This is a genomic window from Serratia sp. GW822-FHT06D09 (assembly GCF_058799515.1).
Genome location: NZ_JBXALO010000007.1, coordinates 202,826 through 217,738, shown reverse-complemented (window position 1 = coordinate 217,738; position 14,913 = coordinate 202,826). Strand labels below are relative to the sequence as shown.

Below are 14,913 nucleotides of genomic sequence, written 5' to 3'. Positions count from 1 at the left end.
CCACTGGGAATTTATACAGAGTTCTGGCAGGGATTATAACAATGCTGTCAGCGATGCCAACTGCGAAATCTCAATATGTGGCAGCAGCCGGCTATCGGCAGCCTGCATCAGGCTGCGCTGACGGTCGTTGATCCAACAGGCCTGCAGGCCTGAGCGCAACGCGCCGGCGACGTCGGTGGTTAAATCATCGCCGACGTGGAGAATATGCTCAGGGGCGATGCCTAAACGCTCTGCGGCCAGTTGATACATGTCCTGATAAGGTTTGGCGCGGCCATCCGGCCCGGAGCGCAGCACAAACTGAAAGTAACCGTCCAGCCCGCACATTGCAGGATCGGCATTGCCGTTGGTGATCGCCACCAGTGGGAAACGTTCGCCCAATGCTTTCAACGTAGCGTGGGTAGCTTCAGGCACTTCGATGCGGCTGCGCCACAGCGCAAAATTCTGCATCGCCGCGTCAGCCCCTTCAGCGGCCTGGGCATCACGCAGCCCCTGACGGCTCAGCGCCAGGTGGATGGCACGCCAACGCCACAGGGTGACGTCGTGGTAAATCTCTGGATCCTGTTCACGTAACTCTTGGCGCAGGCGGTGAAAATCCGCCGACTGGAAGTGGTTCAGCCCGGGATGATAATTCTGCAGGAAAGCCACCGACTGCAATTCGGTCTGTTTGATCACCGGACGGTTGTCGTACAGCGTGTCGTCCAGATCGAAGGTCAATGCCGCCAGCGGGCGTAGCGGACGATAAAAGTGCATCAGGATTTCCCCCGTTTGGCGCGTGGATGCGCGGCATCGTACACGTTCGCCAGATGTTGAAAGTCGAGGTGGGTATAGATTTGGGTGGTGGTCAGATTGGCATGGCCAAGCAGTTCCTGCACCGCACGCAGATCGCCGCTGGACTCCAGCATATGGGTAGCAAAGGAGTGGCGCAGCTTGTGCGGATGGATATGGCTGTTAACGCCCTGCTTGACGCCCCATTCGGCAAAACGCTTTTGCACGTTACGGGTCGAGATGCGTTTTCCCTGATTGGACAGGAACATCGCATCGTCTGACGGCCCGAACAGGTCGCGCATCGCCAGCCAGTGTTCCAGCCAGGTCACTGCGGTGCGGCCGACCGGCAGCTTGCGTTCCTTGCTGCCCTTGCCCAAAACCCAAATTTCACCGGCGGCCAGATCGACGTGGCGACAGTCCAGCCCCACCAGTTCAGAAAGACGCAGCCCTGCCCCGTACATCACCTCAAGCATAGCGCGATCGCGTACCGCCAGCGGATCGTTGAGATCGATATCCAGCAGCTGATTCATTTCATCGACGTCGATGTTTTTCGGCAGATGACGGCCACTGCGTGGCGTGCGGATCCCTTTGGCGGGGTTGGCTATCAGCATGCCCTGGCTGACCTGCCAGTCGAGAAAACTGCGTAATGCCGACAAGCGTAACGCGAGGCTGGAAGACTGCAGGCCGGCGCGTTTACTGCGCGCCGCCAGCATCCGGACTTTGGCGGCGTCCAACGCCGGCCACTCAGTGATGCCCATATCCTGAGCCAGCGCCATCAGCGCCTGCAATTGGCGTGAATAGCTTAACTGCGTCAAGGGGCTGAGCTGGCGTTCCACCTTCAGATAGCGCAGAAAGGCATCGACCGGCTGTTGCAGGCTGGCCGCCAGCGGGGTCATGCGCGTTCGATCCAGCGTTCCAGCAGTTCCGGCAGCATGCGCGCCAGTTGATTAAGCATCACCGTGCCCATGCCCTGCTGATAATGTTGCGTATCGCGGCTGCTGAAAATCACCATACCCAGCTCGCCCTCATCACCCAGCATCGACAGCGCTACCGAGCCGACCAGTTTGGCCTGCGGCAGCAACAACAGCAACTCGGGGCCATTAAGGCTGCCAAGAAAGTGCTGTTGGTCACCCAGACGCTGAATACGCAACGGTTCAAACGAAGAACGCGTCAGGGCAAGGTGAGTGAAATCGGAAGGTGCGCCGATTTTCCAGCTTTCGGAAAACAGGCGGATATTGGCGCCGGCCAAACCGAAACCGCGCGCCCAACGCTGCAGGCGGTTAAGCATATCCTGCAGGCTGTCGGCGGTGGCCAGGTTGGCCTGCAAATGCAGCAGGCTGGCAAACAGCGTTTCGTTGGCGCTGGCCTGCTCCATCAGCAGCGTGATTTCTTCTTCCAGCCGATGGATGTGATTGCGCTGGCGAGCCAGATGCCACTCGACCAACGATACGGTGCCACGAACGGGATGGGGAACGCGCATCTGCTCCACCAACCGCGCGTTGCGCATAAAGAAATCCGGGTTTTGCAGCAGAAACTGCATCACGGCGTCGTCATCAAGCTCAATGCCTGCGACAGCCTGGTCCTCAACGCTCTTCATAGATGAATAAATCCGTCATATACATGGGTTGCCGGACCGGTCATAAACAGCGGGCTGCCCGGCCCTTTCCAGCGAATATGCAGGCTGCCGCCCGGCAGTTCTACATGTACCTCTTCTGACAGCAATTCCTGTTGAATCCCTACTGCCACAGCCGCACAGGCTCCGCTACCGCAGGCCTGCGTTTCGCCAGCACCGCGCTCATAGACACGCAGTTTAATGTGCTCACGACTGACAATTTGCATAAAACCGATGTTGGCCCGTTCCGGGAAGCGCTCATGCCCTTCCAGCACCGGCCCGAGCAGCTCCACCTTGGCGGTTTTTACATCATCCACCTGTAAAACACAATGCGGATTGCCCATCGACACCACGCCGCACAGCACCGTATGCTCCGCTGCGCGCATGATGTAGGTCTTTTCTTCTTTGGTTGCGCGAAACGGCACTGCCTGGGGATCGAAGTTCGGCTCACCCATATTCACGCACACCAGATCATCGTCGGTCACGCTCAACACCATGCGCCCGGTCTGGGTACTGACGCGAATATCGCGCTTGTTGGTCAAGCCTTTCAGCCGTACAAAGCGGGCAAAGCAGCGAGCGCCGTTACCGCACTGCGCCACTTCACTGCCGTCGGCGTTAAAAATGCGGTAATGGAAATCCAGTTCCGGATCGTAAGGCGGTTCTACCACCAGCAGCTGGTCAAAGCCAACGCCCAAGTGCCGATCGGCCAGACGGCGGATCAACTCGGGTGAGAAATAGACATTCTGTGTAACGGCATCGACCACCATAAAGTCGTTGCCCAGACCGTGCATTTTGGAGAACTGCATATCATACTCCGCTATCCGTCTTGGGTTTGCGGTGACTCACGCCGCCGCAAACAAGGTGTTACTGGTCGCTCATCGACGGTTTTTGCTGAGAGCCAGAAAGTTCCTGCTGATTTTTCTGTACCTGATCGCCGGTCTGAACCTGGGTAGCCGGTTTCTTAGTGCTGGCCGGATCGGCTGGCGGGAAGTACAGCGGGCCCTTCAGGCCGCAGCCGGAGAGCCCGGCAAGCAGAACTGCCATCAGCGCATAGCGTAGTTGTTTTTTCATTTGCATTAATGCCTGTAATTCATGCGTCCAAGGTCTCTATAATCGCAGGTGGATCATGAAAAGCAATAGGAATTGAATATGAACGACAGTGAGTTTCACCAGTTGGCTGACCAACTGATGCTGAATATTGAAGAGACCCTGGACGATTTTGACGGCGATGCGGACATCGATTACGAAACTAACGGCGGCGTAATGACGTTAAGCTTCGAAAATGGCACCAAAATTGTGATCAATCGCCAGGAGCCATTGCATCAGATTTGGCTGGCGACCAAAACCGGCGGCTACCACTTTAACTACCGTGACGGCGTGTGGCTGTGCGATCGCAGCGACCGCGCCTTCTACCCCTTACTGAGCGAAGCGGCCAGCGCACAGGCCGGCGAAGAGGTGAAGTTTTCCTGAGAATGGCCGCATCCGTCGTCAAGGCTCAGCCTGCTGAACCTTGACGATATCAATGCAGCTGGAACTGCTGCTTCAGCGGTTGGACGGCGCTGTCGGTCAGGGGAACGCACAGGCTCGACAGCACACTGCTGCGGAACGGGATCACCTGAGTTCGGCCATCAAGATGCACTATCTGATAGAACTGCGGTAGGTTGAAGTTGATGAAGCTGGAGCCGTAGGTGAAGCGATCGTGCGAGGACGAGTAGAAACGGCTAACGTCACGCACCAGTTCCTCTTTACTGCCTTCGCAATGGTGATAAACCTCAACCCGGTTAGACTCATCCAGAATATAGATGTTAAAACCTTTATCGTCCGTGGTGTCTTCGAAGAAGAACTGAATAATCCCTTCGCTGGCGAAACCGTCCACCACCGGCGGCAGATGCACCTGATCGGTTTCCACTTTGATCGACAGGCCGTGCAATTTGTTGTTGGAAATGGCGCCGTAGAACTCCACCGCGTTTTCCAGCTTCTGCACCGACACGCTCAGCCGTTCGAAGAACAAGCCCCAGGTCTGGCCGGCAACACGTACCGCTTTAAAACGGCCCGGCTCCAGTCGGGTGCTGGACAGGCGTAGCTCAATACACTCCGACACCAGCTGCTGTATACGGGTACGGATCAGGCCGCGCAGGTGCTGACTGTAGCAGAACACCTCGACCGATTCCGGCGGCGCGGCATCCTGGTGCATTTTGCCGAGAATGGTCTTCAACGCTTCAAGCACCGATTGCTCGCCGCTGAAATGCAAAGTACGCACTTCGTTCCAGGAGTTGCGATACAGCAGATCGATACTGCCCACCAGGCACTGCTGTTGCTGACCAAAGCTGAATACATCGAGCTTGCGGAAATCGAAATGCACCACCTGATTGCGGAAGGCGGCGGTCGGATCGTTTTCCAGATTGACGATTATCGCCAGGTGACGAATTTCGCACGGGCTGTACAGCGCTTTTGGCGTGGGGGCCGCCAGGCGCAGCGGGAAGTGGTGCGACACATCGGCCACCAGTTCCTGCAGTTTTGCGGTATCGCACAGGTTGCCGCTCTTGATGTGCAGACGGGTTTTCGGCGTCAGCAGCCCGTTGAAATAGGCCCAGGCCACCAGCTTGTTGAGGTAGCGGTTATATTCCAGCGGCTGATGGCTGACGATCGAGTCCATGGCCGGTGCCTGGTTATAAAGATACCAGCCGGTGCGGTTGGCGCGGCCAATCGGCACGTGAATAAAGGTCAAGTCGTCTTCTGACAGGTCCGGCGAAATCTGTGGGTTCACCAGCGTCACCTTGCCGGGCAGCGCTTCAAACGCGGCGTACAGCTTGCGTGTCAACACGCCGATATCCTGCGGGCTGGCGCTGACGCTAAGGTTGTTGCGGCGAGCGAAGCGGATCAGGTTGCGATAGCTTTGCATCATCGCATCCAACAGTTCGTTGTGAGCTTCACGTACCCGTTCGATTTTCCAGTTGGCGCGATTATCCAGGATCGCCAGACGCTCTTCGTCCCAGCCCCATTCGCTGACCAATTGGCTGAGAATTTCACGACGCCAGCCGACGCACGCATTGGCGCGGGACAGTTTTTCACAGACTTTCAGGTAGAAACAGCGGCGGACCAGGTCGAGGCGGGTAGTGTCGTTGATTTGATTCAGATAATGCGTAACGCGTTCGAGCATCATACAGTAGGCGTCGAGACCAAAGCAGACAATCTCGCCCTGATGCAGGCGCTGTTTGATGTCCATCGCCAGCAGTTGCGTATTCGGGTATTCCCAGGAATAGGCTTCCAGCAGCAGGGTTTTCAGCACCGCCTTGTAAGGCGAGTCGATGCTTTTGTACAGTTGCCACAGGCTGGCACCGAAATATTCTTCCGCCGACAGCGTGCTCAGACCGCCGAGATCCAGCCATTCGTTCGGCGTTAACGCGCCTTGCGAGTACAGCGACAGCACATACTCATCGTAATGTGCTTCTTCTTCGCCCGGCACCATGTTCCACAAAATACGTTTGCCGGCCAGGCGCACCGCGGTGCGGTAAAATTCGTCCAGCAGCAGGATATGTTGGGTGGAGCCGCAGTCTTCGCCCCCCAGGCTGCCGCTTTCGTTATGACGGAAGCGGTTTTCATCGATCAGGAAGAAGCTGACTTCCACCCCCATCGACGCCGACCATTTTTCCAGCAGGCTGCATTTTTGCTGCAGGCGGTTACGCTCTTCGTTGTCCAGCCAGGATTGGTGGCACACCCAGATGTCGAGATCCGAGCTGCAACTCTGGCCGATCGACGAGGTGCTGCCCATCGAGTAAACCCCGGTAATCGGCAGTTCACCGCTGGCCATTTTGTCAAACGGGCTGCCCCATTTGTCTTCTAAATCATTGAGGTAATCTTGTTGGGTTTCATCAGGCGTGTAGAGGCAAACGCCATGGGGAACGTTACCGTTCAGGTAACCTGGCATCAGTGGGTGGTGGTGGTGCAATAAGGTAGGCAGCAGACTGTATACCCGTTGAAACGCGGGCTTCATGGCCGCTAGGGCGCGATCGATTCGTAATTGATTGATCGCATCCAGTCTCTGCTTCAGTGTCTCGATGTAGAGGTACAAGACGTCTCGCCTGATTATCCCGGTGTTTAGAAAAAAACCCGTATTCCATAAGTGCCGTTAGTGTTGGAAGAATATTTGGCAACTTATTGTTGGAAACGTGATCAATTTAACACCTTGCTGATTGACCGTAAAGGAAGTAACGCTTCACTATTATTGTAGCGCCACTCCAAACGATTTACCCGCAGTGTTAACTGCCCCAAAACACATCACACGTCCCGTTGATTCCGTTGTCCTTTCTTCGCCTGTGGCTTCTTGCACTGACAGTTTTCACACTCAGTGGTAGGATGAACGGCGAATTATAAAAACGGTAACAAGCATGTTAGACAAAATTATTCGAATTGCCACCCGACAAAGCCCACTCGCGCTTTGGCAAGCACATTATGTGCAGCAGCGCCTGATGGCCAGCCACCCCGGCCTGCAGGTCGAACTGGTACCGATGGTCACGCGAGGCGACATTATTTTGGATACGCCGCTGGCGAAAGTCGGCGGTAAAGGGCTGTTTGTTAAGGAACTTGAACTGGCGTTATTGGACGGCCGTGCGGATATCGCCGTTCACTCAATGAAAGACGTCCCGGTCGATTTCCCCGAAGGCTTGGGTTTAGTGACTATTTGCGAGCGTGACGATCCTCGCGACGCATTTGTTTCCAATCGTTTCGCATCGCTCGATCAACTGCCGCAGGGCAGCGTGGTCGGTACCTCCAGCCTGCGTCGTCAGTGCCAACTGCGTGAGCGCCGTCCGGATCTGATCGTGCGCGATCTGCGCGGCAACGTCGGTACCCGGCTGGCAAAATTGGATAACGGCGATTACGACGCCATTATTCTGGCGGTCGCCGGGCTTAAGCGCCTGGGGTTGGAACAGCGTATCCGCAGTCCATTGAGCCCGGAAGAGTGCCTGCCGGCCGTTGGCCAGGGCGCAGTGGGTATCGAATGCCGCCTCGACGACGAAACCACCCGCGCGCTGTTGGCACCGCTCAATCACGTTGCCACAGAAACCCGCGTACGTGCCGAACGTGCGATGAATACCCGACTGGAAGGCGGTTGCCAGGTACCGATCGGCAGCTATGCCGAACTGGAGGGCGACAGCCTGTGGCTGCGAGCCCTGGTGGGCTCTCCAGACGGTAGCCAAATGGTGCGCGGCGAACGCCGCGGTCCGGCAGCTCAAGCAGAGCAGATGGGCATTGAACTGGCGGAAGAACTGCTGGCGCAAGGCGCTCGTGAAATTCTGCAGGACGTTTATCAGGGGAATCCCCCTGCATGACGATTCTGGTAACCCGCCCCTCGCCTTCCGGAGAAGAACTGGTCAGCCGACTGCGTGCGCTCGGTCGGGTTGCCTATCATGCTCCGTTGATCGACTTCGCCCCCGGCGGCGATTTGCCAAAATTGCCGCAGGCGTTACAGCAGCTTAATGATGGCGATCTGGTGTTCATCCTGTCGCAGCACTCGGTGAGCTACGCCCATTCTGTGATGGGCCGCGTCGGGCTGTCATGGCCTGCCAGGCTTGCCTATTACGCTATCGGTCGTACCACGGCGCTGGCAATGCACCGCATCAGCAGCCTGCCGATAGAATACCCGCGTGAGCAGGAGATCAGCGAAACATTGCTGCTGCTGCCGGCGCTGCAGAAGCTGGAAGGTAAACAGGCGCTGATCTTGCGCGGTAACGGCGGCCGTGAGCTGCTCGGCAACACACTGAGCGAGCGCGGCGCTGCGGTCAGCTATTATGAATGTTATCAACGCAGCCCGGTGCACTATGATGGCAGCGAGCAAAGCGCCCACTGGCAGCGTGCCGGTGTTGATACGCTGGTAGTCACCAGCGGTGAAATGTTACAACAGCTCTATACTTTAGTTCCTGATTACTACCGTTCTTCGTGGCTGTTACGTTGCCGCCTGGTCGTAGTGAGTGAACGCCTGGCTACCCTCGCCCAGGAACTGGGCTGGAGCACAATTCGGGTAGCTGATACCGCCGATAATGACGCGCTGATCCGCGCGCTACAACAAACCTGACTATGGGATGTGCCACTATGACGGAACAAAATACCCCATCCGCCCCGGTTGAAGAACCAACCTCTGCGGTTGAGAGCCCCCAGCAGCCAGACGCTGAAAAGCGTAAAGGTAAAAATACCGGCCCGGTGTTGGGCGCGATCGCGATCGTGCTGGTTATCGCTCTGGCTGCCGGCGGCTATTACCATACACATCGACAGGCGCAGCAGCTCATCGCCGCCAATCAAACGCTGCAGCAACAGCTGGAAACGCTGAAACAAAGCCAACAGCAAGAAAGAAGCGCGCTGGAAGGCCTGCTGCAGCAACAGGGCAAAACGCTGGACGCCGCCGATCGCGAACAGGCAACCCTGGCGCGACAGCTCAATGAACTGCAAGAGAAAGTCGCTATTATTTCTGGCAGCGACGCCAAAACCTGGTTGCTGGCGCAGGCCGATTTTCTGGTGAAAATGGCCGGTCGTAAGCTGTGGAGCGATCAGGACGTCACCACCGCCGCCGCGCTGTTAAAAAGCGCCGATGCCAGCCTGGCTGACATGAATGACCCGAGCCTGCTCGAGGTTCGTCGCGCCATCACCGAAGACGTCAGCACGCTGTCCACGCTGACTCAGGTGGATTTCGACGGCATCATTCTCAAGACCAATCAGTTGTCCAATCAGGTGGATAATCTGCGCCTGGCGGATAACGACAGCGACGAAGCGCCGATGGATCAAGACAGCAGCGAGCTGTCGAGCTCGATCGGCGAATGGCGGCAAAACCTGGCCAAAAGCTGGCACAACTTTATGGCCGACTTTATTACCGTCCGCCGCCGCGATAGCAATGCCGAGCCGCTGCTGGCCCCGAACCAGGACATTTACCTGCGCGAAAATATCCGTTCGCGCCTGCTGGTTGCCGCACAGGCCATCCCACGCCATCAGAACGAAGTGTATAAGCAGTCGCTGGAGACCATTTCCACTTGGGTTCGCGCCTACTTCGATACCACCGACCCGGCCACGAAAGCGTTCCTGGAAGAGTTGGATACCCTGAGCCAGCAGTCGATCACCATGGACGTGCCGGATCAGCTGAAAAGCCAGCCGCTGCTGGAAAAACTGATGCAGACCCGGGTGCGTAATCTGATGGCCCAGTCCCCTGCCGCTCATCAGGAGGGATAAGCCATGTTACGCGTGCTATTTCTGTTCCTGGTGCTGATCGCCAGCGTGGTGGTTGGGCCGATGTTGGCCGGCCATCAGGGCTATGTGCTGATTCAGACCGATAACTACAATATCGAAACCAGCGTCACCGGCCTGGTGATCATGGGTATCTTGCTGTTTGTGGTGCTGCTGGTGATCGAGTGGATCCTGCGCCGCATCTTCAGCACCAGCGCCCGCACTCGCGGCTGGTTCCTGGGCCGCAAACGCAGCCGTGCGCGTAAGCAGACCAAGGCCGCACTGATCAAACTGGCCGAAGGTGATTACAAGCAGGTTGAAAAACTGCTGACGCGCAATGCCGATCACGCCGAACAACCGGTGGTGAACTACCTGCTGGCCGCTGAGGCCGCACAGCAACGGGGTGACGATTTCCGTACCAATCAGTACCTGGAACGCGCCGCCGAAGCCGCCGACACCGACCAGTTGCCGGTAGACATCACCCGCGTGCGCATTCAACTGGCTCAGGGCGAAAACCATGCGGCACGCCACGGTGTCGATCGCCTGCTTAACCAGGCTCCGCGTCATCCCGAAGTATTGCGACTGGCGGAAATGGCTTATCTGCGCACCGGGGCTTTTGCCTCATTGCTGGAGATCCTGCCGTCGATGAGCAAGATCAATCTGCACAGCGAGGCCGAGCTGCAGGCACTGCAACAACAGGCCTACATTGGCCTGATGAATCAGGCGATGGCGGATGAGGGCAGCGATGGCCTGAAACGCTGGTGGAAAGATCAGAGCCGCAAAATCCGGCATGAGGTGCCGTTGCAAATCGCGATGGTGGAGCACCTGATCGAATGCAATGACCATGAACTGGCGCAAGAGATCGTACTCGACAGCCTCAAGCGCCAGTATGACGAACGCCTGGTGTTGCTGATCCCGCGTCTGAAGTCCGGCAACCCGCAACAGCTGGAGAAAGCGTTGCGTCAGCAGGTGAAGCAGCATGGTGCCACACCACTGCTAAACAGCACCCTGGGCCAGTTGCTGATGAAGCACGGCGAATGGCAGGCGGCGGCCGATGCATTCCGGGAAGCGCTGAAACAGCGCCCTGACGCCTACGATTACGCTTGGTTGGCTGACGTGCTGGAGAAGCTGCACCGCTCGGATGAAGCCGCACAGATGCGTCGTGAAGGCCTGATGCTAACGTTGAAGCAGAACGGCGAATAACGCACAATGCACTGTCTTCAAGGCGCGCCCACAGGTCGCGCCTTTTTTATCTAACGTTGTTTATACCCAAGATAGTTGGAGTCACAGCAAGGCGGCAAGCTCACGAATCCCCAGGAGCTTGGTCAACCAAGTGACTGGGGTGAGAGCGCGCAGTCAACGCAGCTGTGGCTTCAAATATGATGGGTATTAGGCAAAAAAAAACACTTGCCGCGGTGGCAAGTGTATAAAAAAGCAATCAGGTCTAGGACAACAGGGGCGGTGCCTCACTCAACGTTTTGCCCGGAGTGTGATGTCAGCCATTGCAAGCAACGCCGTCATCGTTCTGGTGGGCAATAGGCACCCTAAATCGGCTCTGCGTCATTCCCAGGGTTTATGAAGCCTAAGGCGAACATAAGAGGTGGAATGAGCATCTACATAGTGGATATTGCACTTGGCGTGCCAACTTTGGGGAAAATGCATCGATCCTTCAGGTGAATAGCCTAATAAGCTGAATTAAAACAGATTTAATCTCAGCACTTCGTTTCATTCCGCTCATTGCCCTTTCTGCTGCTATCACCTGACGTCTACAGATATGTCGCCTTAAAACGACGACTTAAGCCAAAGTCATTTTTATTAAATAAAATCAATATATTAAATGTCTCAAGCTGACGACAATGCGGCATGCCGATGTCGCCGGAAGCCAACACCAAGCCAAAAGCGTCCTGGCGGGATACGATAGCTAGCGGGCAGAGGCAAAACCAGAGCAGGAGGGCGTAAAGCGGAATGTCAGAAAGCAAAAAGCCCGTTCATTGCTGAACGAGCTTTTCTGAATGTGGTCGGCGAGAGAGGATGACTTGCATCTGCGATGCCGCCCTACGTGCCGTTGCTAAAGCAACGTTGTCTCGCTGCGCTCGGCTCAAACCTCCTTCGGAGGTGCTCATCCTATAAACTACAGATGTAAAAAAACCCGCTAAAAGCGGGCTTTCTTGAATGTGGTCGGCGAGAGAGGATTCGAACCTCCGACCCACTGGTCCCAAACCAGTTGCGCTACCAAGCTGCGCTACTCGCCGATTTCTTGTTGCAGATACTACTAAATTTTATCGCTTATGTCTATGTAAATATTAAATTTATTAGACATTTTGTGTGGTGCGAAGAGAGGGACTTGAACCCTCACGTCCGTAAGAACACTAACACCTGAAGCTAGCGCGTCTACCAATTCCGCCACCTTCGCACAGTCACAAAACAGCTTAAAATTCTTCACTTCTCTTAGGAAGTGGGGTGGCTAATGGGACTCGAACCCACGACAACTGGAATCACAATCCAGGGCTCTACCAACTGAGCTATAGCCACCATTACTTCTTAACTACTTCACGCGGTAATACTACCACCGCAGCTCTTGCACACAAACTTAATGGTGCGCCCGACAGGATTCGAACCTGAGACCTCTGCCTCCGGAGGGCAGCGCTCTATCCAGCTGAGCTACGGGCGCATAGCGCCGTTGCGGGAGGGGATACTACGGATTTAACCCAATCCTGTCTAGTGCTTTTTCGCAGAAATGTTGTGTTTGATTACGCTTTGCTCACTCCCGCGCAGGAAAGCGCTATCCGTAGCCCCTTTTCACCGGTTATTGCTGTGTTTCTGTCCGTTTTTCAGCCGGATGATGTTTCTTGTGCATGCCGAAAGCAAAGTAGCACAGGCTGACTGCCGCTAAGAAAATCGCCCCGACCAGCAAAGAAATTCGCGTATCCGGGTTAATTCCCATGCCGATCAGCACGCAGACCAAGAAAGCGATGGTCAGATAGTTCACATAGGGGAACATAATCGACTTAAAGCTGTGGGTTTTAATCGCTTCCTTATGGGCACGGCGGAAATACAGTTGGCTAATCAGCACCACGAACCACGGCACCATGCCCGGCAACACGCTGGCGCTGTAGACATAGACAAACACCGCCTGCGGATTGGGAATGAGGTAATTCAATCCGGAACCGACTAACAGACAGGCAATGGTCACGGCGATACAGTTAACCGGCACGCCGTTGGCGGACAGCTTGGTCAACGACGCCGGCAACTGCCGGTTTTTAGCCAGTGCGTACAGCATACGGCCACCGCTATACATCCCGCTGTTACAGCCTGAAAGCGCAGCCGTGAGCACCACAAAGTTAATGATACCGGCGGCAGCGACAATACCGATCTTGGCAAAGGTCAGCACGAAGGGGCTACCTGCGGTGCCAATGCCGTTCCAGGGGAAAATGGTGACGATGACAAAAATGGCACCGACGTAGAAGATCAGGATACGCCACAGGATATTGTTAATCGCACGCTTCAGAGTCACCTGCGGGTTTTTGGCTTCACCGGCGGTGATCCCCACCAGTTCAACGCCCTGATAGGACGCCACAACAATACAAAGCGCGAACAGGAAGCCCTTCCAGCCGCCGGCAAAGAAACCGCCGTGCTCGGTCAGGTTGGCAAAGCCAATCGGCTGCCCGCCATTCCCGAAGCCAAAGAAGATCACCCCCAACCCCACCAAAATCATCACAATGATGGTGGTAACCTTGATCATGGCAAACCAGAACTCCAGCTCGCCGTAGAGACGCACGGCGGCCAGGTTGGCCAGCGCTACCATCGCCACGGCGATCAACGCCGGTATCCACTGCGGGATTTCCGGGAACCAAAACTGCACGTAGACCCCAACGGCGGTGATTTCCGAGATGCCTACGGCAATCCACATAAACCAATAGCCCCAGGCGGTCAGGTAGCCAAAATAGGGATTCATGTATTTATGGGCATAAACGGCAAAGGAGCCCGCGACCGGTTCAAGGAACAGCATCTCGCCCATCGAACGCATAATGAAGAACACGAACAGGCCGGCAATAATATAAGCCAGCAACACCGAAGGCCCCGCCCATTTCAGCGTACTGGCCGAGCCCATAAACAGGCCCACCCCGATGGTGCCTCCCAGAGCAATCAGCTCGATATGCCGGGCTTCCAGCCCCCGGTGTAGGCCTTGCGGTTTTTCTTTGTGTGCCATAAATCCTCAATATTATTTTTTTGATTGTGTTTGCATGCCGGCCGTTACCGGTCGTTATTGTTTTAATGAAAATAGCGTAAAACCTCTCCCGCCGCGTTGGCGGACACCAGCTTGTGATGGGACGATCTTACGGTGAGAAAAACGTCGTTAAGCGCTATCACGTTTTGCGCCAACGCTCAGGGATAATTTCCGGGCGGTATCGTTTCGCATTTTGCCGCTATAAGCAAACCGCAATTTAAAACTTTATGGAATAAATACAGGTGAGTTTATGGGCTGAGGTTATAGGGGTGCTGACGAATACGCCATAAAGCAGGTTATTTGAACAATTGGTTGCATCGGGGCGGGATCCTCCGCCCCAACGCAGAGATCACATCTTACCGCGGTAATAGTAGCCGACAAACTTCAGCAGTTTAAGTTGGCGCCCCAGGCGGCTCGGTTGGCTTAGCAGCCGATACAACCACTCCAGACCGAGGTTCTGCCAAATCTTTGGCGCACGCTTCACGTGCCCGGTGAACACGTCGTAAGTACCGCCTACGCCCATATAGAGCGCCTGCGGATGCACTTTACGGCAGTCACGCATCAGGATTTCCTGTTTCGGCGATCCCATGGCCACCGTCACAATGGCGGCACCGCTGCCGCGAATGCGTTCGAACAGCGCATCTCGCTGTTCAGGCTTGAAATAACCGTCCTGGCTGCCCACCAGGTTTACATTCCACTGGCTACGCAGCTTCTGTTCGGTTTCCGCCAGCACCGAGGGTTTGCCGCCAATCAGGAAGACCGGCGTACCCTCGCGTCCGGCGCGCTGCATCAACGCTTCCCACAGGTCGGCTCCCGCGACGCGCGATACCTCTGCCCGCGGGTATTTACGGCGGATCGAACGTACCATGCTGATCCCGTCCGCATACTTGTATTCGGCTTCATCCAGCAAGGCGTGCAGCGCAGTATCTTCTTCCGCCTTGAGGATCTTTTCGGCATTCATCGCGACCAGCGTGCCCTGCTTTACCCGGCCGCCGTCAAACAGAAAATCCAGGCATTGCGCCATATCGCGAAATCCCCACAGGCTGAAACCGCGCAGCTCATATTGGGGAACCGAAATCTTTGCTTCCATCGTTATTAT

The 14,913-nt window shown here is 55.9% G+C and carries 13 protein-coding genes, 4 tRNA genes and 1 other RNA gene; 5 read left to right on the top strand and 13 right to left on the bottom strand.

Features of this window, described 5'->3' with window-relative positions; all coding sequences use genetic code 11:
• Positions 1-33: 33 nt before the first annotated feature.
• From yigB to lptM, 5 genes are read right to left on the bottom strand one after another with little or no spacing between them, the layout of a single operon-like run.
• On the bottom strand, positions 34-750 hold the full coding sequence (yigB, locus tag AC1RKG_RS17895) for a 5-amino-6-(5-phospho-D-ribitylamino)uracil phosphatase YigB (RefSeq protein ID WP_493183543.1): 717 nt from the start codon (positions 748-750) through the stop codon (positions 34-36).
• Positions 750-1,661: a tyrosine recombinase XerC gene (xerC, locus tag AC1RKG_RS17890; protein ID WP_020824771.1), complete on the bottom strand. Its 912-nt coding sequence runs from the start codon at positions 1,659-1,661 to the stop codon at positions 750-752. The genes yigB and xerC overlap by 1 nt, the downstream gene beginning before the upstream one ends.
• Entirely contained in the window at positions 1,658-2,362 is a 705-nt protein-coding gene (locus AC1RKG_RS17885) for a DUF484 domain-containing protein (protein ID WP_020824770.1), read from the bottom strand. Before AC1RKG_RS17885 ends, xerC begins: the two co-directional genes overlap by 4 nt.
• The gene (dapF, locus tag AC1RKG_RS17880) at positions 2,359-3,183 is read right to left on the bottom strand and encodes a diaminopimelate epimerase (RefSeq protein WP_020824769.1); all 825 of its coding nucleotides are present in this window, start codon (positions 3,181-3,183) and stop codon (positions 2,359-2,361) included. The genes AC1RKG_RS17885 and dapF overlap by 4 nt, the downstream gene beginning before the upstream one ends.
• Positions 3,184-3,241: 58 nt before the next feature.
• Entirely contained in the window at positions 3,242-3,448 is a 207-nt protein-coding gene (lptM, locus tag AC1RKG_RS17875; RefSeq protein ID WP_020824768.1) for an LPS translocon maturation chaperone LptM, read from the bottom strand.
• A gap of 78 nt (positions 3,449-3,526) precedes the next feature.
• Between lptM and cyaY the strand changes: the two genes are divergently transcribed.
• Complete coding sequence (cyaY, locus tag AC1RKG_RS17870) at positions 3,527-3,847, top strand: iron donor protein CyaY (RefSeq protein ID WP_044554409.1); 321 nt, start codon at positions 3,527-3,529, stop codon at positions 3,845-3,847.
• Between the two features lie 49 nt (positions 3,848-3,896).
• On the opposite strand, the gene AC1RKG_RS17865 is transcribed toward cyaY, so the two are convergent.
• A complete protein-coding gene (locus tag AC1RKG_RS17865; RefSeq protein WP_493183542.1) occupies positions 3,897-6,449 on the bottom strand; it encodes a class I adenylate cyclase in 2,553 nt (850 codons plus the stop codon).
• A 316-nt stretch (positions 6,450-6,765) separates the two neighbouring features.
• Between AC1RKG_RS17865 and hemC the strand changes: the two genes are divergently transcribed.
• The 4 genes from hemC to hemY are packed head-to-tail and all read left to right on the top strand — an operon-like array spanning position 6,766 to position 10,789.
• The gene (gene hemC / locus AC1RKG_RS17860; RefSeq protein WP_130016601.1) at positions 6,766-7,707 is read left to right on the top strand and encodes a hydroxymethylbilane synthase; all 942 of its coding nucleotides are present in this window, start codon (positions 6,766-6,768) and stop codon (positions 7,705-7,707) included.
• Positions 7,704-8,450, top strand: coding sequence for a uroporphyrinogen-III synthase (gene hemD / locus AC1RKG_RS17855; RefSeq protein WP_115057956.1), 747 nt, complete (start codon positions 7,704-7,706; stop codon positions 8,448-8,450). The genes hemC and hemD overlap by 4 nt, the downstream gene beginning before the upstream one ends.
• A 17-nt stretch (positions 8,451-8,467) precedes the next feature.
• Positions 8,468-9,592, top strand: coding sequence for a uroporphyrinogen-III C-methyltransferase (gene hemX, locus AC1RKG_RS17850; RefSeq protein ID WP_046374744.1), 1,125 nt, complete (start codon positions 8,468-8,470; stop codon positions 9,590-9,592).
• Positions 9,593-9,595: 3 nt separating this feature from the next.
• Positions 9,596-10,789: a protoheme IX biogenesis protein HemY gene (gene hemY / locus AC1RKG_RS17845; protein WP_116691461.1), complete on the top strand. Its 1,194-nt coding sequence runs from the start codon at positions 9,596-9,598 to the stop codon at positions 10,787-10,789.
• Between the two features lie 812 nt (positions 10,790-11,601).
• On the opposite strand, the gene AC1RKG_RS17840 is transcribed toward hemY, so the two are convergent.
• From AC1RKG_RS17840 to wecG, 7 genes are all read right to left on the bottom strand, one after another.
• A non-coding RNA gene (locus AC1RKG_RS17840) (RtT sRNA) lies at positions 11,602-11,730 on the bottom strand.
• A 31-nt stretch (positions 11,731-11,761) separates the two neighbouring features.
• Positions 11,762-11,838: transfer RNA gene (locus AC1RKG_RS17835), tRNA-Pro, on the bottom strand.
• A gap of 74 nt (positions 11,839-11,912) precedes the next feature.
• A tRNA-Leu gene (locus AC1RKG_RS17830) sits at positions 11,913-11,999 on the bottom strand.
• Between the two features lie 43 nt (positions 12,000-12,042).
• Positions 12,043-12,118, bottom strand: a tRNA-His gene (locus AC1RKG_RS17825).
• A gap of 62 nt (positions 12,119-12,180) precedes the next feature.
• Positions 12,181-12,257, bottom strand: a tRNA-Arg gene (locus tag AC1RKG_RS17820).
• Positions 12,258-12,392: 135 nt separating this feature from the next.
• Positions 12,393-13,796, bottom strand: coding sequence for a bifunctional threonine/serine APC transporter ThrP (gene thrP / locus AC1RKG_RS17815; RefSeq protein WP_020824761.1), 1,404 nt, complete (start codon positions 13,794-13,796; stop codon positions 12,393-12,395).
• A 367-nt stretch (positions 13,797-14,163) separates the two neighbouring features.
• Positions 14,164-14,904, bottom strand: coding sequence for a lipopolysaccharide N-acetylmannosaminouronosyltransferase (wecG, locus tag AC1RKG_RS17810; protein ID WP_128864831.1), 741 nt, complete (start codon positions 14,902-14,904; stop codon positions 14,164-14,166).
• Positions 14,905-14,913: the final 9 nt, after the last annotated feature.